The following is a 22,274-nucleotide window of genomic DNA, read 5'->3' as shown; positions in this document are numbered from 1 at the left end:
GCAACCTGTCCGGAGTTGCAACACGACATGTATGGGCCCATATTGAAGTGTGAATGGCTGCGGCGTGTCCCTTCGCACGAAAGTTGAACCGTCATGGGAGAAGACACGGATCTGACGCCCACGCTCGACGAGCTCGTCACGGAGTCCCTTGAATTGTCACCGGTCTGGGGTGCCTGGTGCCCCGAGGAAGAAACACAGGTGGCCCAGGACCTGGCGGCCGAAGTGGATGGGATCACGGCCGCGGAGGAGCACAACCAGGCCACGGGCCACGCCGCCGTCGCCACGCTCTCGATGCCGAATGCGGTCTCGACTGATTTTGGGATTCAACTGTTTTCGTTCCCGTTCTGTTTCCGCTACAACGGCCGACCCTGGCAGTCGATGACCCTCCTGGCACCGGGCACGGCCGAGGCGGCCACCACCGCCGACCAACTCGTCGGCCTTCTCAATCTGGCGGCTTCCGGAAAGGGTTTTCCGGCGCTCTTTTCTGTGACCGGCGGCACCTGCCCGACTCTGTAAGGGAACCGGAGCCGACTCCTGTGCGACAAAGCGTGCGACTTACTGATCGTTTCAGAATGAGGTTCGGAGGCGGCGGAGGCATTTGAGGCTGCAGGCGAATTCAAGCATCAGAATTCAACTACTCCCTCTCGAATGGACGTTCAGGTCCAGAGGGTTGACGATTGATATAGGGCCACTCACAGTCCTGAACGCACGCGACCACGTCCAGGCGGAGCGGCACCAGGGACGGTAGTGCCGGACCCCGTGGGAATGCTGCTACGCCGACGCGGCGCGATCCGCGAACACGCGTTGCGGTCCGCGCACACCTCGGGGGACGGCAGCCATTCTCTGTGGAACGCAAGGAGTCCGTCATGGCAGTCACTCTTCAGCAACTCGGAGGCATCTTCCGGAACACTATGTACGACACCCTGTGCGGCGGTGACGGCAGTCTGCCGCCCAGCAAGAGCTCCTTCATCACCTGGTGCATGCCGGGACTTCCGTACACCGAGCAGGATTTCGACTTCGCCGCACAGGGCCTGGGCACCGGTACCGCCGAAGTCGAGAAGGCCAAGCTCCAGCACGCCTACAACTGGGCGATGCAGGTGGACTTCGTGCCCGATCCGCGCGCGGCCTACACCCACGACAAGCAGCAGGGCGTGTACCGCAACGACGCGGGAATGCGGCTGAGCGAGATCTACGGCCAGATCCTGAAGTTCTCCAAGGTCGCCAACCATGAACTGAACGACGAACAGAAGGCCAGGCTGGACGAATTCCGTGACCTGCTGCGCACCAAGCGGACGATCAAGGACCTCGTCACGAAGCAGGACAAGGAGGTCACCGAGGACTCGCCGATGATGCAGGCGTACAAGCAGAAGGAGATGGCCTACATCGCCGCCCAGACGGCGTACAACAACAAGCGGGTCGCCGCGTACGCCGCCAAGGGAGACGCGGGAGCCGGCGCGGTCATGGACTGGGCGTCCAACGCACAGCTCTACCTCATGCAGGCCAAGCTGGCCGAGGACGACTGGGCTTCGACCGGGTACCGCAACGACGTGGACCAGATCAACGCGTACATCAACCAGACCACCGAGAAGTCGCTGATGCTCTGGAAGGCGAATCTGGAGACCTTCTACAAGGACGCCCTGGCAAACGCCGTGGCCCCGGGTGAGCGGTTCTACTACACGACGGTGGCCCCCGGCGACTTCGCGTCCGCCGGCGGCTGGACCGGGTACGGGATGAACCACTCGATGGTGGACACCACAGCGCACAGCGAGAGCACGACCTGGAGCGCCGGCGGAGACGTGGCATGGGGCTTCTGGCACGCGGGTGGCGATGCCGCGAGCACCACCACCTCGTTCGACTCCACGATGACGGTGGAGGACTTCGAGCTGGCGTACGACATGACGCAGGCCCAGGTCATCCGCCCGTGGTTCTACCCCGAGTTCCTCATCAACAGGGGCTGGACGCTGCGCCAGGGCGACGGCTGGATGTTCGACAAGATGCCGTCGGACGGGGCCACGCCGCCCACCGGAACGTTCGTCGGCTATCCACTGCAGGCGGTCTTCGTCCGCAACGTGAAGATCAAGTCCGCCGCGTTCTCGGCGGCGTACCACGAGTACAGCAGCCAGTTCGAGGGGTCGGCGAGTGTCGGCTGGGGGCCGTTCACGCTGCGCGGGAGCTACGGCCACCAGGAGAGCGGAAACCACTACCACGCCGAAACCGACGGAGCCACGCTGACCGTACCCGGAATGCAGGTCATCGCCTTCGTCAATCACCTGCTCGGCAAGACACCGGACCCGCTGCCGGATCTCCCCGAATCCGACTTCGTCTGACGCACCTCGTCTGACGCACTGAGCAGCCGAAGGCGAGCGGAGGCGAAGGACATGCCCGAGGTCACGCCGCAGGGTGTCGATGCCGGTGCGGTATCGGCGGTGGCCGCACGTATCCGCGACGTCCTCGCGGAGGACGGCACGGTGGTCAGCATCCCCACCCTGACCACCGGGTACACCGCCGACGCCCTGCGCTTCGCGGAGAGCGGCGCGTCCACCGTCCAACAGGCCCGTACTGCCGCCGAGTTCGCAGAGCTGGTCAACCGTGTGCCGGTGACGGGCCCCGGGTGGTCGTGGGACGGTGTCGAGCATCTGTGGGACATCTACCGCGACGTCCTGGCGGCCGAACTCGCCACCAGTACGCGCACACCCCCCGAGCAGAAGCGGTACGCCGCCGCGCAGAAACTCCTCTACCGGGAAGCCGGCGGCGCCCGGGCGCCCTCCCCGGTCTACCTCGCCTATCAGAGCTGCGGCCACGCGGTGGTGGCGGCGCAGACCGCGCTGGCGGAGAGCAAGGGCAGCGCGAAGGAAGCGGCACTGACCGCCGCGCTGCACCAGGCGGAGCAGGACTGGCTGGTCAAGGGGCACCGCAAGGAGGTCGAGGCCGCGCTGCTCGACCTCGACAGCCTGGGCGACAAGGATCCGGCACAGACCTGGATCGCCTATCGGCGCCAGTTCGAGCCGGAGGCTGGCTCGGCCAACTGGGCCACCTCGCCCGACGGCAGCCAGTACGCCGTCACCGGGTTCTCCCCCGCCGGGATCCTGAACGAGCCGTGGGCGGTGCTGCGGATCGACCGGAGCGAACTGCCGGACACCGCGGCTGGGATCGAGTCGGTGTCGTTCGAGTACTGCCTGGTCCGCGTGGTGCGGCCGTGGCTGGACCCAGCCATGCTGCGGTCCCGGGCATGGCGGTTCGCCAAGGACGCGCCGGACCTGTGCGACGGCGCCGATCCGCCCTCGGGGAGATGCACGTCCTACGTCGAGTCCGTGGTGTTCGCCCGGTCGCTGAGCGTGGTCCGCGGTTCCGCTCAGGGCGATGAAGCGGCCTCCGGGGAGAGCGAGCCGATGGGTCTGGGCTTCCTCGAACCGCAGACCGCCCTGCTCATCCCCAGCGAGACGGCCACCCTCGACGAGACAGCCACGCTCGACGGGAACGAGATCCCCGCCGACTTCACCCCGACCGAGGAAACCGAGCGCGTGATGGGGCACTACGTGTTCCCCGGCACCCCGCCACCGGCGGAGGCCCTCTCCGCCGACATCGCCGACACCCCGGCCCCCGACGGCGAGACGGTCACCACACCCTCCGGCACCGTGCTGGTCGTCGCCTTCATCCTGCGGCTGCTCCCGAAGTGCCCCGACCCCAACCCCGACCTCACCTGGGTCGACGAGACGGCACCCACGGAGATCCATCTGCCCCGGGTGCAGTACGGCGCGACGAACGAAGAGGTACGCACCCTGCAGAAGGCCCTGATCACCCGCGGGCGCAACATCCCCTCCGGTGCCACCGGACACTTCGGCAACGAGACCAAGGCCGCCTACGCGGCCGAACAGCAGGCGCAGGGATACACGGGGCACGACGCGGACGGCATCCCCGGGTGCAAGTCCCTTACGACGCTCGGGGAGTTGGCGGGGTTCACGGTGCAGTGCTGAATCCGTGCAGTGCTGGTGGTCTCGGCGCGCAGGATGGACAGGTCCGGCGGGTTGACGTGCATGCTGAGGTCGCTGTGCCAGCCGGCCAGCGGGGAGACCCACTTGCGGCGGTAGTGCTCCTCGAAGTCGGCTCCGTAGCACTCGACACCGAGTTTTGAGGTCACCGCTTGATCCCATTGCCGCGTACTCTCCCTTCCTTGAAGGGACAGTACGGACGAACGTCCCCGGTGGCGTACAACTTCGTCGTGCCATCGCGTAGGGATCTCTGTGCTCAGCCGTCCGCTCGAACGGTGTCGGGCTCTGCAGCCGGGGCCGGGAGGGAGGCCAGCCGCCGGCTGTTGCCGAGCTTCCTCTTCAGAGCGAGGTTCTCGTGGTAGAGGTTCGCGGTCACTGCGGCGAGGGCATCGCACTTGCCCTGTAGTTCTGTGACTTCGGCCTTGGACTTGCGAAGCTGTCGGCGGAGCTTCGCGATCGTCTCGTCTCGTTCGACTTCCCCCGGGCTTCTCAGGACTGGGCGGGCGACCTTGGCGTCCCACTCGGCGAGAATGTCCTCAGCCCGGTGAACGGTGGCGTGGCTGACTTGGGCCTCGCGGGCCAGGTTCTCCTTGGTCAGGGCGCCGTTCGTGTGCAGGGGCTCACCTGCCAGCAGCCGGGCCATGGCTTCACGCAGTTTCGTGGCAGTCGCTGCGGATACCGGCATCAGAGGTCACCTTCCAGGGTGGCGAATTGTGAGGTGACCGACTGCACCTCGGCGAGACGGATCTCGAGGGACTCACGCCGCGGTTGGGATAGCCGTTCGTGTCGCAGGGTGTCCTGCAGGTCGCCTTCTTCGGCGATCCAGTAGGGAGCGTTCTTCAAGGTCAGCACCGAGTTGCGGCACTTGCCGGGCTGGCAGGCGCCGAGCAGCGGCTGTTTGCCTCGCTGCTCGGCCGGCAGTTGGTTCTGGCATTCGGCGGTCGACGCCTGCCACAGACAGTGGTTTATCGTGCCGAAGTGCAGCTGGGCGAACTCGTCTCGCAGCAAGCTGACCTGCATCCGTTCGTCCGCGATCTGTGCCTGGAGGTGCGGGTCGCGGTCCATGGACGTGATGACCTTGTCCAGGCCGGCGTGGAGCCTGGGGGCGCCGGGGCCGACGGCGACCAGATCCCCTTGCCGCCGGGCTTTGAGGAGTTCGACGAGCTTGCGGGCGGCTGCCAGCTCGAGCTGGTTGTCGAACTCCTTGCTCCAGTTCGCGTCCATCCTCCCGTACCCGGCGGTGACCCGGTTTGCCAGGGCCCGGCGGGCGGCGTGTTTGAGCTGGATTCCGAGCGCGATTTCTCCGTCGGGCTGTTGGGCGGTGATGATCGCCATGGTTTTGCGGAACATGTGGGGCCGTACCAGCCCTTCGGGGATGGCCTCCAGTCCGGTCCGGTCCAGGGTCTTGTTGATGTTCTCGATGAAGAAGTCAATGTCGCGGAATGCGTCGAAGCCGGCGCGGCCGCGTGTTCCCTCGGGCAGGACCCTGCTGGGCGGCGCCAGGGTGGCGAAGATGTGGCTGTCGTGCCAGGACAGGCGTTCGGCGACCGCCACGGCCTGTGCGACCGGCTCGATGATCCACCACTTGAGGCGGGGGCGGGATTCATCGTGCTTGACCTTCTGCGAGGCGATCGCCGGGGAGCCGAAGTGCTGGACCACAGAGTCCCGCTCGATCTCCTGTAGTTCGCTGTCGCGCATGAGCGTGAGTGCGGCGATGAAAATGTAGCAGGCCGCTCTGACCATCCGAAGAGCGTGCTCGAGATCGCCGTCCTCGATGTAGTCGGTGCGGTCCTCGGTGATCGCCTCTCGCACCCATTGCTGTCGCTGACGGGTGCGGGCGGTGCCGCTCGTGAAAACGTTCGACCTGGTCACTGTGCCGAATACGCGGCCTTCCAGAGTTAGCCAGACCGGCTCTCCGGCTGGCCCGTGGACGCTGGCCTCCCGGCGGACCGGGATGCGGTTCGCCGGGTCAGCCAGCCACTGTTGTACCTGGGCATCAAGGTCGTCGGGCCTCCGGTTGCGGCCACGGACGGGCCGGTCGATATCGCCCAGTGCGGCTCGGCCCTCGGCGGCCGTGATGGGGTGGACCCGGCCGGCATCGACCAGCCGCTGCACCATCCTCCGCCTCATCTGGTGTCGGTCTGAGTCTCGGCCGGTCTTGAAGACGCCCTGGCTGACGCCACCCGTCAGCCACAGGCTCAGCGTCGACCACATCACCGTGCCTGCCGGATATCCGCGGTAGTCCCTGGCGTGGACTGGCACCAGGGAGGTGGGGTCCTGCACCCAGGCGGCGAGCTTCGCGTCGATGTCCCGAGCACGATGGGTCTGGCGCCGTGTCCCAGCGGAGGCCGCCACGGCCGCGGCTTGCTGGTCGCGGCGTTCAAGGATCTGCGGGGCCATGTCGTCGATGTAGAACCAGCCGGCCCGGAGGAGTGGCCACCAGATGGCCGGGGGGATGGAGGGGGTGGACAGCTCTCTCGTGTATGTCCGCTCGGCCACCTCCGAGGCGGACTTCCCGGGCCACGGGTCCTCAAGCAGGCCGCCGCCGGTCAGCAGGGGGGCGAAGTCCAGCAGGCGGCGAATCGTGAGGACAGCGTTGGCCAGGGTCGACGTTCCGGACGTCAGTGCGTGATGTTCGAGGTAGTCCTGCCAGTCGTCCGCCGCCCAAGCGGCCAGATCGTGGGGCATCTCCTGCTCGACCGCCCATTTGGCGATGAGCCGCATCTTGTCGCACATCTCCTTGACCGAAGACAGGCCCCAGTTCTCGGCCCGGAAGAACAGACCGACATCCCGGAGGATCTTGTGACTGGAGTTGAGCATCCCGAACGCGATCTCGCGGGTCCGCAGGTTCCAGAGCGGGTCTGTGGGGAACGACGCCTGCCAGGCGCTCTTCACCCGGTTCACCGGCCGACGAAGGCAGTCGCCGGGCCAGTTCCGGACCTGCCCGAAGAGCGGGACCTCGACTCCGAGGATGAGGTTCCGGTGGCCGCCGAAGACGGGTGTGTCGTCGGGGATGGTCTGTGAGGGCAAGGGACGAACGGCTGCCGTGGCGGTCGTCATCGGTCGTACTCCGTTCGCATTCCGAGCGGCAGATCAAGGCGGGCTTTGCCCTCCTCGATCTGCTGGCGGGCTTCGGGAAGCTGTTCCGCGCACTCAGCGAACACTTCCTTGAGCGCAGCCGCCTGAACGCCCCAGGTTGCCTGCCAAACCGGTGGAGCCAGCACCTTGCGCATGTGGGCGATGTGGTCGTCGAGCATCAGCAGCCGAGGCAGCTGCGAGGTGAACACCACCGCGTTCGGGCAGATCATGCACATCGCCGGCGCGACGTGGCAGAGCCTGCCCTTGGGCGTGTGCGGGGAATCGTGGGGATCCCGGCAGTTGACGACACCCATGTCGAGCTCTCCGTACTGCAAGGCTTTCCCCTGCTCAGCCGAGATGCCCAGCTCCGCCGCCGTCTCCGGCTCCGCCAGCATGGCCTCGGCCCCCTCGGTGACCAGCACGGGCTTTCCTGGTTTGATCTTGCTGAAGACTTCGCGCTGGGCCCGGTTGACGGCCCTGCCTGCCAGAACGTGCGCGGTAGTGCCGTGCGCGTAGTGGCCTCGGAAGACCTCGATGTGGTGGTCGTCCCCGGCCAGGTCGCTCAAGCTGCCGCCCAGGGCGGCGACCCGCGTGGTCTTCGACGTCTTCCGCAGCCGCCGGACGTCGTGCGGCTGGGAGATCTTCACCGGCTCGCCTTCCATGTCCGGATGGGTGGCAATCCAGTCTGTGAACCGGCGCCCGGAGAACTTGAACATCGCCCGCCCCGCGGCCATGCGACGCCGATAGTCGGTGGATTCGACGGCTGTGAACAGCCACGGATCGGTCTCGAATGCCTCCCGCGTCATGGTGTTCACCGCGATCAGGCGCCGCAGGAGTCCGGGGACGTCCCAGTTGCCGGTGCCGGGGTAGGCGGACTCACCAGGTGCCTCGTCCTCCTCCAGAGGCCGCTCGTTCTCCCGCGGCCCGTCGTTGCTGTGCAGATGCGGACGGACCCGCTGGGCCCGCAGTTTGGTCTGCAGCACCCGGACCCCCTCGTCGCTGAACTCCAGGTCGCCCAGGGCGAGATCGTGCACCTCCTCGGAGGTGGCGTCGCCCATGGCCAGCAGGAGCAGGACCCGGAAGGGCTGCAGGTCGAGTTCGCAGGGGAACAGCAGGCCGCTGACCGTGGTCATCACGCCGTACTTCCCACCGAAGCGGGCCATGTAGAGCGGGTCGATCACCACGTCCCTCAACGGCTTCGGCCACCACTTGAAGTGCGCCGGGAGCTGAGACAGCAGAGCGGGCATGTCCAGCACGCCGTGCCGGGCCGCCCAGACCAGATTGGGCAGCGACCGCCAGCCCCCACTCCGCGGGTCCTGGCCCTCAGCCAGCAGAGCCCGGCCGGCGGCGAGCCGTTTCTCAAGGGCCCGGATGTCGGCTTGGGCAGCGTCCCGCAGGAGCAGACGCTCGTGATTGGCGAACTCGTCCAACGGCTCGCTCGAGCCGCCCCGGAACGTCGGCGGCCCTTCCGCCCGCAGCCGCAGACGCTCGGGCACCTTCGCGTCCCGGACCGCCCGGTGACCCACGAGGATCAGCAGTGCCCCGGCCAACACGTTCGGCCGGTTCGAGGTCGGCTTGTAGCGGGGCAGGAGATCTTCCTCCCACTGGTAGATGACCTCGGCCAGGTCGATGGGGCCGCCGTCGAGCCGGGCTTCGCCCGGATCGAGTCCGGCGGCCGCCAGATGTGTGTCGGCGAACTTCAGAAAGCTGCGGATCGCGGCAATATAGGTGTTGCTCGAGGTCAGGCCCGCCTTGTGGTGATAGTCCAGCCAGGCATCGGCCAGTTGGCCCGCCAGCAGCGAGCACTGGAACTCCGCCGGATCGATCCGGTGGGCCATCCGCTGGTGCCGGTAGACATAGACGAGTTCGCGGACCGCGATCCGCCCAGGCGGAGCCGGTGGCTTGGCGGCAATGGTGGGACGTGGGCGGCTCTTGCGTTCTCCCCGACGCGGCATCAGGCAGCCCTCCCCGGCGTCAGGCGGGCCGCATAGTCGGCGTAGGTGGTGTCCTGGGCATTCCAGTCCGCGATCGCCCGGGCGACCAACAGGTTCGTCTTGCGGATGTAGCGCAGGTAACGCATGGTCGACGTCGCTTGGTGATGGCCGAGCAAGCGCTGAACCGTCAGCTGCGGCGACTTGCTGATGTGATCGGCCAGGTAGGCGGTGTGTCCGCCCATGCGCCGCAACTCTGCCTCCTGCTCGGCCACGAGCTCGGTCAGCAACTGAAGCATGTAGATCGCGAACGTGTGACGCAGATCGTGGATCTTGAATGCTCGTGGTACCACCGTCTCGAGCTGATGCTCCTCGCTGATCCGCAGAGCCCGCATGTGGGCATCCTCGAAGATCTGATGCCAGCGTTGCGAGGAGAGCATGCGCCCGCCACGGCCGACGAACAGTGCCATCGGCTCCAGTCCCCGGTCCCCTTCCATGACCGCGATCCGGCGCGTGGCCACATCCATGTCATTGATCACGAAGGTCCGCCGGCGACCGTGCAGGACGCCGCTTACCTTGCCCTGACGGGAGTTGATGTCGTCGACGACGAACAGCTCCGCCCGGCGGCGGTGCAGCGTGCGGGCCGCAGCATGCACGGCCTTCGCCCGCTCCGTGCGCCGGTAGAAGTCGATCTCCCTCAGCGTGGCGTGCTGGATCTCTACCGTGCGAGGCAGCTTGTACTTGGCCATCTTCTTCAGGTCCACCAGCGCCGCCGAACCGTCGCGGCGCGGTGGCCCGACCTCAATGTCGAGAAGGGTGCTGAACTCCCGCAGACGCATACCGGTCGTCACCGCCAGCTCCGCCGCCGCGCTGTTGCGCAACGGCGTCGCCCCACGGAACGACCGGTCCACCCGCTCGTCCGGCAACAGGCCACGCAGCCCCACCTGCTTCAAGAACCGCCACTGCGAATAGGTCAGATGCCGGACATCGAGATCGTTGACGACGGACTCGGACAGAACGTCCTTGCCGTTCTTGCGACGCTGATACGGATACCGGTCCAGCAGCTTCACGCCCTCGACGGCCCAGTCGTAGAAGTTGTGGATCGCGGCCCGCCGACGCATCCACGTCGCCGCCGACACCGGCTCGTCCCGGTGCTCCATCAGCTCGTCCTTGTACGCGACGAGGTCGTCCTCCGTGGCTGACAGCAGATCCGTCGGTGGATCCAGCCGTTCAAGGAAGTCGACCAGGTCCATCAGGTCATACGCGTAGTCCTGGAGCGAACCCGCCTCCAGGCGCTTGGCCAACTCGTAAAAACAGGAGGTCAACGGCTCCAGCGGACGCATGTCCGGACCCAGGAAGAACGGCGTGCCTTCCTTGAGCGCCCCCGAGCGGGTCACGTACTCGACCCAGTCCAGATCCACCCCGTCGACGGCACCCGCGTGCCGGCGCACCTTGGCGTGCGACACGAAGAAGTACTCCACGAAGCCCTCACCTCTGAGACATGAATGATCACTTGAACCTAACAGTCACTCACGAGGTACCGGCGAGACAGAGAGACATCTACAAACTCTTGTCCTAACCGGCACCCTCCTGGTTGGCCGGCCGGGTCTCCAGCCGTACGACGTGCGGGTGGTCCGGTCTCAGCTCCGCCGAGTCCTCTGCGAGCACGATCCGTTCACCGGGCTCGACCAGACCGAGCAACGCGCTCAGGAGCGTCGTCTTGCCGCTGCCGGTGCCTCCGCTGACGAGGAAGGACAGCCGGGCCCCGAGCAGCGCCCGCAGAATCCGGTCCCCGCCGGGCGGCACGGTGCCCGCCTCGACCAGTTCCCCGAGCGTGAACGCCCGGGGCCGCACGACACGCAGGGACAGGCAGGTGCAGCCGACGGCCACCGGGGGCAGCACCGCGTGCAGCCGGGTCCCGTCGGGCAGCCGGGCATCGGCCCAGGGCCGGGCGTCGTCCAGCCGGCGACCGGCCACGGCGGCCAGCCGCTGCGCGAGACGCCGTACTGCCGCCGCGTCCGGGAAGGCCACCGGGGTCAGCTCCAGGCCGCCGCCACGGTCCACCCACACCCGGTCGGGGGCGGAGACAAGGACGTCGGTGACGCTCGGATCGGCGAGCAGCGGCTCCAGCGGGCCGGTTCCGACGAGTTCCGACCGCAGTTGCTCGGCCGCGCCGAGCACCTCGGCGTCACCGAGGACCCGGCCCTGTTCGCGCAGTGCCTGGGCGACGCGCGCCGGGGTCGGTTCGGCGCCGCTCTCGGCCAGTCGGCGGCGGACCCCGTCCAGCAGGCCCGTGACGTCGGCCCGGTCGAGTCCGGGCGGTGTCATCGGGGGCCTCCCGCCTCGACCAGCGCCTGTTCCCAGAAGGTGGTGCAGAAGCGGGCCAGCGGGCCGCGGCCGGTCACGGCGGGCGGCTTCGGGGTGCCGTGCGCGCGCTGCAGGGCCGGTTCGACGGGCACCTCGCCGGCCAGGGGCAGGCCGAGCAGCCGGGCGACCTCACGGTCGTCAAGGCCGGGCGCGTACGGCCCGCGGACCGCCACGCGCAGATCCCGTACGACCATGCCGAGCGCCGAGGCGACCCGGCCGGCGGCCGCGACCGCCCGCAGTTCGGCCGGGACGACGAGCAGCGCCAGGTCGAGCTGGGCGAGGGCTTCGGCGACCCCGTCGTCCAGGCGGCGCGGGAGGTCGACGACGACCGTGCCGCCGCGCCGCCGGGCGGCGGCGAGCACCGCGCGGACGGCCTGGGCCGGGACGGCCACGCAGTCGCCGCGGTCCCAGCTGAGCACCCGAAGCGAGTGCAACCGGGGCAGTGACTCCTCCAGCGCGCCGCCGCCGACCCGGCCGCGGGAGGCGGCGAAGGCAGGCCAGCGCAGTCCCTCGGCGCTCTCCCCGCCGAGGAGCACGTCGAGTCCGCCGCCCAGCGGATCGGCGTCGACGAGGAGGGTGCGCAGCCCCTCGCGAGCGGAGGTGACGGCGAGGGCGCAGGCCAGTGTGGACGCGCCGGCCCCGCCACGGCCGCCGACGACCCCGACGGTCAGGGCCGGGCGGCCGACGCCCTCGGCGACGTCGGCGATGCGGTCGACCAGCCACTGCTCCCCGTCGGGCAGCACCAGGACGTGGTCGGCGCCGATCTGTACGGCCCTTCTCCACACCCCGGAGTCGTCCTGGTCACGGCCGACCAGCACCACTCCGCGCCGGCGCGCCGCTCCGCGCAGTCGGCGGGCCGCGTCGTCGCCGACCAGGACGAGCGGGGCCGCTTCCCAGCCACCGCCGTGATCGGGTACACCGTGATGCACCTCGGGCGTGGCGCCCGCGGCCGCGCACAGGCGCAGCAGATCGTCCAGGAGATCCGCGTCCTCGGTGACGATGAGCGGCCGTCCCGGCAGGCCTCCGGTGGCCGGTGACGGGTCGCGGGCGACGGTTCCGGTCACGTGTGCTCCCCCTTCCCATGTCTTCCGCGCGGCCTCCGCGGCCCCGCGATTCCCAAAGATGTGAAGAACCGGCAAGCGGCGTCCTTTGCAGGGCGACAGAAACCGGCCATAGGCACTCCGGCAATCGGAACCGGCCATGAACTCGCCGCCGTCGGAGCGCGTGGGAATCACGGTGCGGCGATCCGGAAAATCGTGTGGATCTTGGTCGAAAACCGTGGACAACTCAGCGGTTGTGAATATCGCCGTCACCCATACCGGTGACCTCTGAGCCGGCCTCTCCGCGACTTCCACAGAGCAGCGCGTCGGTTACTTTCCGTGACGGGTCACGGGCATGACGAAGGCCGGTCGGTGCTGCACGCGACCGGCCGCGAGACATGTTGAAAAGGGGAGAAAAACCCGTCCGGACATGCGACGACCCCCGCCGGGGGGGAGAGCGGGGGTCGTCCCCACGGCCGACTCGGGGGGGGAGGAGTCGGGCCGGGTTAGCACGGTCGCGAACGATCCGTGACTTCCATGGTGTACCCGAGAGCCTTCTCAGGCAAACCCACGCGCCCCACCTTACGCCGAATGGTGGGCGCCTATGCTCAGGGACGTGGAAAACCGCTCCTTGCCCCGCGCAGCAGCCTTCTTTGACCTGGACAAGACGGTCATTGCGAAGTCGAGCACGCTCACCTTCAGCAAGTCCTTCTACCAGGGTGGACTGATCAACCGCAGGGCCGCGCTGCGTACCGCATATGCCCAGTTCGTCTTCCTGGTCGGCGGTCTCGACCACGATCAGATGGAGCGGATGCGCCAGTACCTGTCCGCGCTGTGCCGAGGCTGGAACGTCCAGCAGGTGAAGGAGATCGTCGCCGAGACCCTGCACGACCTGATCGACCCGATCATCTACGACGAGGCCGCCTCCCTCGTCGAGGAGCACCACACGGCCGGACGCGACGTGGTGATCGTGTCCACCTCGGGCGCCGAGGTGGTCGAGCCGATCGGGGAGCTGCTGGGCGCCGACCGCGTGGTGGCCACGCGCATGGTGGTCGGCGACGACGGCTGCTTCACCGGGGAGGTGGAGTACTACGCGTACGGCCCGACCAAGGCCGAGGCAGTCAGGGAGCTGGCCGTGTCCGAGGGATACGACCTGGACCGCTGCTACGCCTACAGCGACTCGGCGACCGATCTGCCCATGCTCCAGGCGGTCGGGCACCCGCACGCCGTGAACCCGGACCGCGCGCTGCGCCGCGAGGCGGTCGCACGCGGGTGGCCGGTCCTGGAGTTCGCCCGGCCGGTCCGGCTCAAGCAGCGGCTGCCCGGATTCTCCGTACCGCCCCGTCCGGCCCTCGTCGCGGCGGCGGCCGTAGGAGCGGCGGCCGCGACCGCGGGCCTCGTCTGGTACGCGAGCCGGCGCCGGAGCATCACCTCCTGACCGATTCACGCCGTTTGGACCTGAAAGTAAAGATGTGCGGGCAGGGGTTCCACTTGCTCCGGGGGTGCAGTACAAAGGGTTCAGGCCCGCGAGACCAAAGGACATCCGTGAGGATCCCCTACTACTACGCACATGGCCCCACGGACTCCGCATGAACACCGGGCACCCACGCGACGTCGACCCGTCGATTACGGGCCAGCCGCACCAGGTGACGGGCAAAGTCCCCGACCTGATGGGCACATATCGAGGACGCTTGGTAACCCGGTGAGCATGCCAGCGGCGGTACGAGAACTCGTACCGCCGCAACCCTGTCCGGGCCCCCTACCGGGGGCCTTTCGCATGCCCCCGCCGCTCGCGGCTCAGGCGGCCCCGCGCTGCAGCGCCTCGCAGACCGCGGTGGACTCGCGCACTCCGAGCTCGACCGCACGGCCGCAGTGGGCGATCCAGGCCGCCATGCCCTCGGGGGTGCCGGAGACATACCCGTCGAGCGCGGCCAGGTAGGAGGCGCGGCCCAACTCGGCGTGGCCCACCTCGGCCGGACAGACCGCCTTGGGGTCGAGTCCGCTGCCGATCAGGACGATCCGCTCGGCCGTGCGCGCGACCAGGCCGTTGTGCGAGGTGAAGGGGCGCAGTGCGAGCAGTTCCCCATGCACCACCGACGCGGTGACCAGCGCCGGTGCCGAGGAGCCCGCGATGATCAGGTCCGCCAGGCCCTCCAGCCGGCCCGACACCTCCCGGGCGTCCGGCAGCGGCAGCTCGAGCAGCGGCTCGTCGACCGGCTCGCCCGCCCGGCGCGGACGGCCGACCTCGTCGCCCTGGGTCGCGGCGGCCACCAGATGCAGCCGGGCCAGCACCCGAAGGGGCGACTGCCGCCAGATGGACAGCAGCTGACCCGCCTCGGCGGTCAGCCTGAGCGCCGCGCCCATGACCATCGCCTCGGCGTCGGTGCTGAAGTCGGAGCGCCGCCGCACCTCCTCCAGGGCCCAGTCGGCGCCGGACAGCGCGGCCGAGCCTCGGGAGCCGCGCAGGGCGGCCTCGGAGGTGATCTCGTTGCTGCGGCGACGCATGACCCGGTGCCCGTAGACCCGGTCCACGGCCTTGCGCACGGACTCCACGGACTCGGCCACACCGGGCAGCGAGCCCAGGGCCGCGAGCGGATCGGCGGTCGCGCCTGTCGTACTCATGAGTACGACATTACGCATCCCACCACCCCACCCCACGAAGGAGTGGTCTTCTTCACTCCGTCTGACACATACAGCTATCGGTTCACTACTGTTCGTGAACATGAAAATTGCTTTCGTCGGGAAGGGCGGCAGCGGCAAGACCACGCTCTCCTCCCTCTTCATCCGCCACCTCGCGGCCACCGGCGCCCCGGTACTGGCCATCGACGCCGACATCAACCAGCACCTCGGACCCGCGCTCGGCCTCGACGAGGCGCAGGCGGCCGCGCTGCCCGCGATGGGCGAGCGACTGTCGCTGATCAAGGACCATCTGCGCGGCTCCAACCCGCGCATCGCCTCCGCCGCGACGATGATCAAGACGACCCCGCCCGGCGAGGGCTCTCGGCTGGTGCGGGTGCCGGAGCCGAACGCGGTGTACGACGCCTGTGCCCGCCCGGTGGAACTCGACGGTGGCGCCGTCCGTTTGATGGTCACCGGCCCCTTCACGGACGCCGACCTGGGGGTCGCCTGCTACCACTCCAAGACGGGAGCGGTGGAGCTGTTCCTGAACCACCTCGTCGACGGCCCCGACGAGTACGTCGTGGTCGACATGACGGCGGGTTCGGACTCCTTCGCCTCCGGCCTGTTCACCCGCTTCGACATGACGTTCCTCGTCGCCGAGCCGACCCGGAAGGGGGTCTCCGTCTACCGCCAGTACAAGGAGTACGCGCGCGACTTCGGCGTGGCCCTGAAGGTCGTCGGCAACAAGGTCCAAGGGCAGGACGACATCGACTTCCTCCGTGCGGAGGCCGGTGACGACCTGCTGGTGACGGTTGGGCACTCGGACTGGGTGCGCGCCATGGAGAAGGGCCACCCGCCCCGGTTCGGCCTCCTGGAGGAGGCCAACGTCCGCTCCCTGCAGACCCTCCGGGCCGCCGCCGACGCCACGTACGAACTGCGCGACTGGGAGCGCTACACGCGCCAGATGGTCCACTTCCACCTGCGGAACGCGGAGGCCTGGGGCAACGAGCGCACCGGGGCCGACCTGGCGGCGCAGGTCGACCCCGGGTTCGTGCTCGGTGAGGGCCTGGCGGCTTCGGTGTGACGCCTACCGCTTGACCGCCGGCGCCCCGGGGGCGCCCTTCGGCGCCGGAGCCGGGCGCCCGGACAGGAGGGACGCCCAGCCCTGCCGGGGCGCCTCACCCACCTTCAGGGTGCGCAGTTCGGCCAGCGTCCGCGGGTCCTGCGCGTCCAGCCAGTCGGCGAGCTGGTGGAAGGAGACACAGCGCACCTCGGGCTTGTTGCACACCTCCTTCACCACCTCGTCGATGGCGCGCATGTAGGTGCCGCCGTTCCAGGACTCGAAGTGGTTGCCGATGATCATCGGGGCGCGGTTGCCGTCATAGGCCCGGTAGAAGCCCTTGAGTAGGCCGTCACGCATCTGGTCGCCCCAGTAGTCGTACATGTCGGGGTCGCCCTGGGTCTGTGTGCCGGACTGGTTGACCATGAAGTTGTAGTCCATGGTCAACTGCTCGTAGGTGTGCCCGGGAAAGGGGACCAGCTGCATCGACAGGTCCCACAGGCCTTCCCTCTTCTCCGGCCACACCTGGTCGTCGACTCCGCTGGAGTCGTAGCGGAAGCCCAGCTGGTGGGCCGCCTTCCTGAAGTTCTTCTGCCCCTCCAGGCAGGGGGTTCGGGCGCCGATCAGCTCCTTGTCGTAGTCGAAGGGCAGGGGGGCGGCCTTCTTCATGCCGGTGTTGGTCCGCCAGTTCTTCACGAACTGCTTGGCCTGGGCGATCTCGCTCTTCCACTCCTGCACCGACCACTCGCCGACGCCGCCGTCGGGGCCGCAGAAGTGGCCGTTGAAGTGGGTGCCGATCTCGTTGCCCTCGAGCCAGGCCAGCCGCACCTGCTTGAGGGTGTCGGAGATGCCCTGCGCGTCGTTGAAGCCGATCTCCGAGCTGCCCGGGGCGTGTTGCGGCGGTCTGTAGAGCTCGCGTTTCTCCTCCGGCAGCAGGTACACGCCGCTGAGGAAGTACGTCATCGTCGCGTTGTTCTCCTTGGAGACCTTGCGGAAGTGGGAGAACAGCTTCTGGCTGTCCTCCCCCGCACCGTCCCAGGAGAACACCACGAACTGAGGAGGTTTCTGACCGGACTTGAGCCGCTCGGGGACGGGCAGGTGCGGCTGCCCGCCGGTGTACGCGGTGGACCCGTCGCCGATCAGACGGAGCACGCTGTTGGGCGCCGGCGCCCCCTGCCGCGGGCCGGACGCTCCTTCCTTCGGGCCGTTGCCGCCGGACGAGCAACCGGCCAGCGACGCGGTACAGGCCGCGGCGACCATGGCGCCCGCGGCGATCCTCTGGGTGGCGGCCATCTTCCGCCCCACCTTCTTCCTTCTCTCAGGCAAACGCTGATGAGGGCGTTTTCCGGTGATGTGCCGGGTTGTACCGACAGCGCCGCCAAGGTCGCACGGGCCCGAGAAGGAATTAGTACGACAAGCCGATGAAATGATCGCTTCGCCCATAGAGGTGACTATTTACCCCATTTGCGACTAAAAGTTATGCATGACCTTTACTCGGCATTACGGTTCGTTTACGAAGCGTTGATCTCATCCCGCCGCTGCACGCCGTGACCCCACGGCCGCGACCGAGCCCCCGCACCGGCGGGGAACCACCCAGTACGCGACCGCGCCACCCGGAGGAGACGGGACCATGACGGCCTGCGCGCCCACCCACACCCACCACTCCCACCCGCCGCACAGCCCGCCCCGGGCCCCGCGTCGCCGCCCCGTCCAGGGCGCCGACCTGTCCGCGTCCCTCGCGGTCTTCCTGATCGCCCTGCCCCTGTCCCTCGGCATCGCCCTCGCGACCGGCGCCCCGCTCCAGGCCGGCCTGGTCGCCGCCGCTGTCGGCGGACTGGTCGCCGGCCGGCTCGGCGGCTGCCCGCTGCAGGTCAGCGGCCCCGCCGCCGGACTCACGGTGGTCACCGCCGACCTCATCCACCGCTACGGCTGGCGGACCACCTGCGGCATCACCGTCCTCGCCGGACTCGCCCAACTGGGCCTGGGCTGCCTGCGCGTGGCCCGCGGCGCGCTCGCCGTCAGCCCCGCCGTGGTGCACGGCATGCTCGCCGGCATCGGTGTCACCATCGCCGTCGCCCAGTTGCACATCGTCCTCGGCGGCAGCCCGGACAGTTCCGTCCTCGCCAACCTGCGTGCCCTGCCCGCCCAACTGGCGGCCCTGGACCCGGCCGCCGTGTCGATGAGCACCATGACCCTGACCCTGCTGCTGGCCTGGCCGCGCGTCCCCGGCCGCGCCGGCCGGCTGCTGCGCGGGGTCCCGGCCGCCCTGGTGGCCGTCACCGGAGCCACCGTCACCGCCGCGCTGACCGGACTGGTCCTGCCCCGGGTCGACCTGCCGACCTGGAGCAGTCACGCGCTGGCCGGACTGCCCGAGGGCCCGGGGCTCGGCATCGCCGCCGCCGTGCTCACCACCACGCTGGTGTGCAGCGTGCAGTCGCTGCTCGGCGCGGTCGCCGTGGACAAGCTGGTCGCTGCCCGGCCCGGGCCCCAGGCCCACGTCGGGCGCTCGGACCTCGACCGCGAGCTCCTCGGCCAGGGCGCCGCCAACATCGTCTCGGGGGCGCTCGGCGGACTGCCCGTGGCGGGGGTGGCCGTGCGGAGCACCGCGAATGTGAATTCAGGTGCGGTGAGCCGGAACTCCACGATGCTGCACGGCGTTTTCGTAGTAGTCGCCGCACTGCTGATGGTCCCGCTCCTGGAGTGGATCCCGCTCGCCTCGCTCGCCGCCCTGGTGATGGCCGTCGGTATCCAGATGGTGTCCCTGAACCACATCCGCACGGTCACCCGCCACCGTGAAGTGCTGGTGTACGCCGCCACCACACTCGGCGTGGTGATCTTCGGGGTCCTGGAGGGCGTGGCCCTCGGGGTCGCCGTGGCGGTCGCCCTCGCCCTGCACCGCCTCGCCCATACCCGTATCACGCACACGGAGAAGGAAGGAGTCCATCACGTACACGTACGAGGCCAGCTGACGTTCCTCGCCGTACCCCGGCTCAGCAGAGCCCTGCATCTCGTACCCCAAGGCGTCCACGCCGTCGTGGAGTTGGACGGCTCGTTCATGGACCACGCGGCGTACGAGTCACTGCAGGACTGGCAGAACACGCACACCGCGCGGGGCGGGACCGCCGAGCTGACCGGCCGGCGCGACAGATTCCGCTCGTCGGATCCCGGCCCGTCCGCGGTGTGCCGGTGCCGGCCCTGGACGCCCTGGCGCAACCACCAGGCCTGCTTCGCGCAGGCTCCCACCACGCTCGTCACTCATGAACTCGCTCGTGGCATCAGCTCGTTCCAGCGGAACACCGCCCCGCTGGTGCGCGAGGAACTGGCGCGGCTGGCACGGGAGGGACAGCGGCCCTCGCAGCTCTTCCTCACCTGCGCCGACTCCCGGCTGGTCACGTCGATGATCACCTCCAGCGGTCCCGGCGACCTGTTCGTCGTCCGCAACATCGGCAACCTGGTGCCGCCGCCGGGCGAGGAGCACGGCGACCACTCGGTGGCGGCCGCCATCGAGTACGCGGTGGACGTGCTCGGGGTGCGGTCGATCACGGTGTGCGGGCACTCCGGGTGCGGGGCCATGCAGGCGCTGCTGACCGCCGAGCCCGGGGGCGCGGTGACCCCGCTGAAGCGGTGGCTCGGGCATGGGCGGCCGAGCCTCGCCCGGGTGGCCGGCGACCACCGTGACCGGCCGCGGCTGGCCGGGCGGCCAGCCGCCGACGCGGTGGAGCAGTTGTGCCTGACCAACGTGGTCCAGCAGCTGGAGCACCTGCGGGCGCACGACACGGTCGCTCGCGCTCTGGCGGCCGACGCGCTGGAGCTGCACGGAATGTACTTCCACGTGGGCGAGGCGCAGGCCTATCTGCTCGAGAGGAGCGGGGACGGCACCGCGGTGTTCGAGCATGTGGAGGGAGCTGCGGGAAAGGAGGCGGGGGAGGAGGCTGAGCAGGAGAGCGGAAGGGCCCCGGAGCTGCGGAGTCCGGTTTGACCGCCGAGTCGGTCGACAGGTCTAAACCAATTTTGCCGTCGACCCTTGTCATCGGACCCCCGCGTCTGATGAGCTGTGGCCTGGGACACAACGGACACCCTGGGAAAGGGAGATGTCGTGAGCAACGAAAGCCTGGCCAACCTCTTGAAGGAGGAGCGACGCTTCGCGCCGCCCGCCGACCTGGCCGCGAACGCCAACGTCGGGGCAGAGGCGTACGAACAGGCCAAGGCTGACAGGCTCGGCTTCTGGGCCGAGCAGGCCCGTCGGCTGACCTGGGCCAAGGAACCGTCCGAGACGCTGGACTGGTCGAACCCGCCGTTCGCGAAGTGGTTCAAGGACGGCGAGCTGAACGTCGCGTACAACTGCGTGGACCGGCATGTCGAGGCCGGGCACGGGGACCGGGTCGCCATCCACTTCGAGGGCGAGCCCGGCGACAGCCGCTCGATCACCTACGCGGAGCTGAAGGACGAGGTCTCCAAGGCGGCCAACGCCCTGCTGGAGCTCGGTGTCCGCAAGGGCGACCGGGTCGCAATCTACATGCCGATGATCCCGGAGACCGCGATCGCGATGCTGGCCTCGGCCCGGATCGGCGCGGCGCACTCGGTCGTGTTCGGCGGCTTCTCGGCGGACGCGCTCGCCACCCGAATCCAGGACGCCGACGCCAAGGTCGTCATCACCTCCGACGGCGGCTACCGGCGCGGCAAGCCGTCCGCGCTCAAGCCGGCCGTGGACGAGGCGATCACCAAGGTCGACAACGTCGAGCACGTGCTCGTGGTGCGCCGCACCGGGCAGGACGTCGCCTGGGACGGCGAGCGGGATGTGTGGTGGCACGAGCTGGTGGAGCGGCAGTCCGCCGAGCACACGCCGGAGGCGTTCGACGCGGAGCACCCGCTGTTCATCCTCTACACCTCGGGCACCACCGGGAAGCCGAAGGGCATCCTGCACACCTCCGGCGGCTACCTGACCCAGACGGCGTACACGCACTGGGCGGTGTTCGACCTGAAGCCGGAGACGGACGTCTTCTGGTGCACGGCGGACGTCGGCTGGGTCACCGGGCACTCGTACATCGTGTACGGGCCGCTGGCCAACGGCGCGACGCAGGTCATGTACGAGGGCACCCCGGACACTCCGCACCAGGGCCGCTTCTGGGAGATCGTGGAGAAGTACCGGGTCACGATCCTCTACACCGCGCCGACCGCGATCCGTACGTTCATGAAGTGGGGCGACGACATCCCCGCGCAGTTCGACCTGTCGTCCCTGCGGGTCCTCGGCTCCGTCGGCGAGCCGATCAACCCCGAGGCGTGGATCTGGTACCGGAAGCACATCGGCGCCGACGCCACCCCGGTCGTGGACACCTGGTGGCAGACGGAGACCGGGGCGATGATGATCTCGCCGCTGCCCGGCGCCACCGAGGCCAAGCCCGGCTCGGCGCAGCGCCCGCTGCCCGGCATCAGCGCGACCGTCGTGGACGACGACGCGAACGAGGTGCCCAATGGGGGCGGCGGTTACCTCGTGCTCACCGAGCCGTGGCCGTCGATGCTGCGCACCATCTGGGGCGACGACCAGCGGTTCATCGACACCTACTGGTCACGCTTCGAGGGCAAGTACTTCGCCGGTGACGGCGCGAAGAAGGACGACGACGGAGACATCTGGCTGCTGGGCCGGGTGGACGACGTGATGCTGGTGTCCGGCCACAACATCTCCACCACCGAGGTGGAGTCGGCGCTCGTCTCGCACCCGTCGGTCGCCGAGGCGGCGGTCGTCGGTGCCGCCGACGAGACCACCGGCCAGGCCATCGTCGCCTTCGTCATCCTGCGCGGTTCGGCGTCCGAGGACGACAAGCTGATCGGCGCGCTGCGTGACCACGTCGGCGCCACGCTCGGCCCGATCGCCAAGCCGAAGCGGATCCTGCCGGTGGCGGAGCTGCCGAAGACCCGCTCCGGCAAGATCATGCGCCGGCTCCTGCGGGACGTCGCCGAGAACCGTCAGCTCGGTGACGTAACCACCCTGACCGACTCCACGGTCATGGACTTCATCCAGGCGAAGCTCCCGGCGGCGTCGAGCGAGGACTAGGGCCGGACGGCGGGCGGCGGCCACGCCGCCCGCCCGGCCGCGGGACCGGCAGGAAGGGGTGCCCGGCGCGAACACGCCGGGCACCCCTTTTGCGCCTAATGTTCAGATCACCTGATGCATCCCGCGGCAACCTTAGGT

14 protein-coding genes and 1 pseudogene are annotated in these 22,274 nt (G+C 68.9%); 7 read left to right on the top strand and 8 right to left on the bottom strand.

The window, feature by feature from the left end; translation table 11 throughout:
* Positions 1–93 precede the first annotated feature (93 nt).
* The 3 genes from ACFVVO_RS33855 (at position 94) to ACFVVO_RS33845 (ending at position 3,974) form a co-directional block, all read left to right on the top strand.
* Entirely contained in the window at positions 94–516 is a 423-nt protein-coding gene (locus ACFVVO_RS33855; RefSeq protein ID WP_390060141.1) for a hypothetical protein, read from the top strand.
* Between the two features lie 350 nt (positions 517–866).
* Positions 867–2,327: a hypothetical protein gene (locus tag ACFVVO_RS33850; protein ID WP_390060140.1), complete on the top strand. Its 1,461-nt coding sequence runs from the start codon at positions 867–869 to the stop codon at positions 2,325–2,327.
* 51 nt (positions 2,328–2,378) lie between these two features.
* Complete coding sequence (locus ACFVVO_RS33845) at positions 2,379–3,974, top strand: peptidoglycan-binding protein (RefSeq protein WP_390060138.1); 1,596 nt, start codon at positions 2,379–2,381, stop codon at positions 3,972–3,974.
* Positions 3,975–4,245: 271 nt separating this feature from the next.
* On the opposite strand, the gene ACFVVO_RS33840 is transcribed toward ACFVVO_RS33845, so the two are convergent.
* From ACFVVO_RS33840 to ssd, 6 genes and pseudogenes are all read right to left on the bottom strand, one after another.
* Complete coding sequence (locus ACFVVO_RS33840; RefSeq protein WP_390060137.1) at positions 4,246–4,674, bottom strand: hypothetical protein; 429 nt, start codon at positions 4,672–4,674, stop codon at positions 4,246–4,248.
* Positions 4,674–7,049, bottom strand: coding sequence for a hypothetical protein (locus ACFVVO_RS33835; RefSeq protein WP_390060135.1), 2,376 nt, complete (start codon positions 7,047–7,049; stop codon positions 4,674–4,676). Before ACFVVO_RS33835 ends, ACFVVO_RS33840 begins: the two co-directional genes overlap by 1 nt.
* Positions 7,046–9,022: a hypothetical protein gene (locus ACFVVO_RS33830; protein ID WP_390060133.1), complete on the bottom strand. Its 1,977-nt coding sequence runs from the start codon at positions 9,020–9,022 to the stop codon at positions 7,046–7,048. The genes ACFVVO_RS33835 and ACFVVO_RS33830 overlap by 4 nt, the downstream gene beginning before the upstream one ends.
* The gene (locus ACFVVO_RS33825; protein ID WP_390060131.1) at positions 9,022–10,479 is read right to left on the bottom strand and encodes a tyrosine-type recombinase/integrase; all 1,458 of its coding nucleotides are present in this window, start codon (positions 10,477–10,479) and stop codon (positions 9,022–9,024) included. Before ACFVVO_RS33825 ends, ACFVVO_RS33830 begins: the two co-directional genes overlap by 1 nt.
* 97 nt (positions 10,480–10,576) lie before the next feature.
* Positions 10,577–11,326: pseudogene (locus ACFVVO_RS33820) on the bottom strand (CpaF family protein); the annotation flags it as partial.
* Positions 11,323–12,429, bottom strand: coding sequence for a septum site-determining protein Ssd (ssd, locus tag ACFVVO_RS33815; protein WP_390060130.1), 1,107 nt, complete (start codon positions 12,427–12,429; stop codon positions 11,323–11,325). The pseudogene ACFVVO_RS33820 and the gene ssd, both read right to left, overlap by 4 nt.
* Positions 12,430–13,009: 580 nt before the next feature.
* Between ssd and ACFVVO_RS33810 the strand changes: the two genes are divergently transcribed.
* Positions 13,010–13,843, top strand: a complete 834-nt coding sequence (locus ACFVVO_RS33810) for an HAD family hydrolase (RefSeq protein ID WP_390060128.1) — start codon at positions 13,010–13,012, stop codon at positions 13,841–13,843.
* 359 nt (positions 13,844–14,202) lie between these two features.
* Here ACFVVO_RS33810 and ACFVVO_RS33805 read toward each other — a convergent pair whose 3' ends face one another.
* Positions 14,203–15,027: an oxidoreductase gene (locus ACFVVO_RS33805; protein ID WP_390060127.1), complete on the bottom strand. Its 825-nt coding sequence runs from the start codon at positions 15,025–15,027 to the stop codon at positions 14,203–14,205.
* 100 nt (positions 15,028–15,127) lie between these two features.
* Between ACFVVO_RS33805 and ACFVVO_RS33800 the strand changes: the two genes are divergently transcribed.
* The gene (locus ACFVVO_RS33800) at positions 15,128–16,108 is read left to right on the top strand and encodes an ATP-binding protein (protein ID WP_390060125.1); all 981 of its coding nucleotides are present in this window, start codon (positions 15,128–15,130) and stop codon (positions 16,106–16,108) included.
* A gap of 3 nt (positions 16,109–16,111) precedes the next feature.
* Here ACFVVO_RS33800 and ACFVVO_RS33795 read toward each other — a convergent pair whose 3' ends face one another.
* The gene (locus tag ACFVVO_RS33795) at positions 16,112–17,377 is read right to left on the bottom strand and encodes a hypothetical protein (RefSeq protein WP_390060123.1); all 1,266 of its coding nucleotides are present in this window, start codon (positions 17,375–17,377) and stop codon (positions 16,112–16,114) included.
* A 337-nt stretch (positions 17,378–17,714) separates the two neighbouring features.
* On the opposite strand from ACFVVO_RS33795, the gene ACFVVO_RS33790 reads away from it, so the two are divergent.
* On the top strand, positions 17,715–20,063 hold the full coding sequence (locus ACFVVO_RS33790) for a bifunctional SulP family inorganic anion transporter/carbonic anhydrase (RefSeq protein ID WP_390060121.1): 2,349 nt from the start codon (positions 17,715–17,717) through the stop codon (positions 20,061–20,063).
* A 117-nt stretch (positions 20,064–20,180) separates the two neighbouring features.
* Positions 20,181–22,136 (top strand): acetate--CoA ligase, encoded by a 1,956-nt coding sequence (gene acs / locus ACFVVO_RS33785; protein ID WP_390060120.1) that lies wholly within the window; start codon positions 20,181–20,183, stop codon positions 22,134–22,136.
* Positions 22,137–22,274: the final 138 nt, after the last annotated feature.

This window comes from Streptomyces sp. NPDC058145, from assembly GCF_042884245.1.
Lineage (GTDB): Bacteria > Actinomycetota > Actinomycetes > Streptomycetales > Streptomycetaceae > Streptomyces.
This window is presented reverse-complemented; position numbering and strand designations above follow the sequence as displayed.

What these genes read in the sequence shown, in the direction of transcription:
- ACFVVO_RS33835 (WP_390060135.1), bottom strand. Translation starts at nt 7,049, where the DNA reads ATGACGACCGCCACGGCAGCCGTTCGTCCCTTGCCCTCACAGACCATC.
- ACFVVO_RS33800 (WP_390060125.1), top strand. Translation starts at nt 15,128, where the DNA reads ATGAAAATTGCTTTCGTCGGGAAGGGCGGCAGCGGCAAGACCACGCTC.
- ACFVVO_RS33845 (WP_390060138.1), top strand. Translation starts at nt 2,379, where the DNA reads ATGCCCGAGGTCACGCCGCAGGGTGTCGATGCCGGTGCGGTATCGGCG.
- ACFVVO_RS33850 (WP_390060140.1), top strand. Translation starts at nt 867, where the DNA reads ATGGCAGTCACTCTTCAGCAACTCGGAGGCATCTTCCGGAACACTATG.
- ACFVVO_RS33810 (WP_390060128.1), top strand. Translation starts at nt 13,010, where the DNA reads ATGCTCAGGGACGTGGAAAACCGCTCCTTGCCCCGCGCAGCAGCCTTC.
- ACFVVO_RS33790 (WP_390060121.1), top strand. Translation starts at nt 17,715, where the DNA reads ATGACGGCCTGCGCGCCCACCCACACCCACCACTCCCACCCGCCGCAC.
- ACFVVO_RS33830 (WP_390060133.1), bottom strand. Translation starts at nt 9,022, where the DNA reads ATGCCGCGTCGGGGAGAACGCAAGAGCCGCCCACGTCCCACCATTGCC.
- ACFVVO_RS33795 (WP_390060123.1), bottom strand. Translation starts at nt 17,377, where the DNA reads ATGGCCGCCACCCAGAGGATCGCCGCGGGCGCCATGGTCGCCGCGGCC.
- ACFVVO_RS33840 (WP_390060137.1), bottom strand. Translation starts at nt 4,674, where the DNA reads ATGCCGGTATCCGCAGCGACTGCCACGAAACTGCGTGAAGCCATGGCC.
- ACFVVO_RS33855 (WP_390060141.1), top strand. Translation starts at nt 94, where the DNA reads ATGGGAGAAGACACGGATCTGACGCCCACGCTCGACGAGCTCGTCACG.
- ACFVVO_RS33805 (WP_390060127.1), bottom strand. Translation starts at nt 15,027, where the DNA reads ATGAGTACGACAGGCGCGACCGCCGATCCGCTCGCGGCCCTGGGCTCG.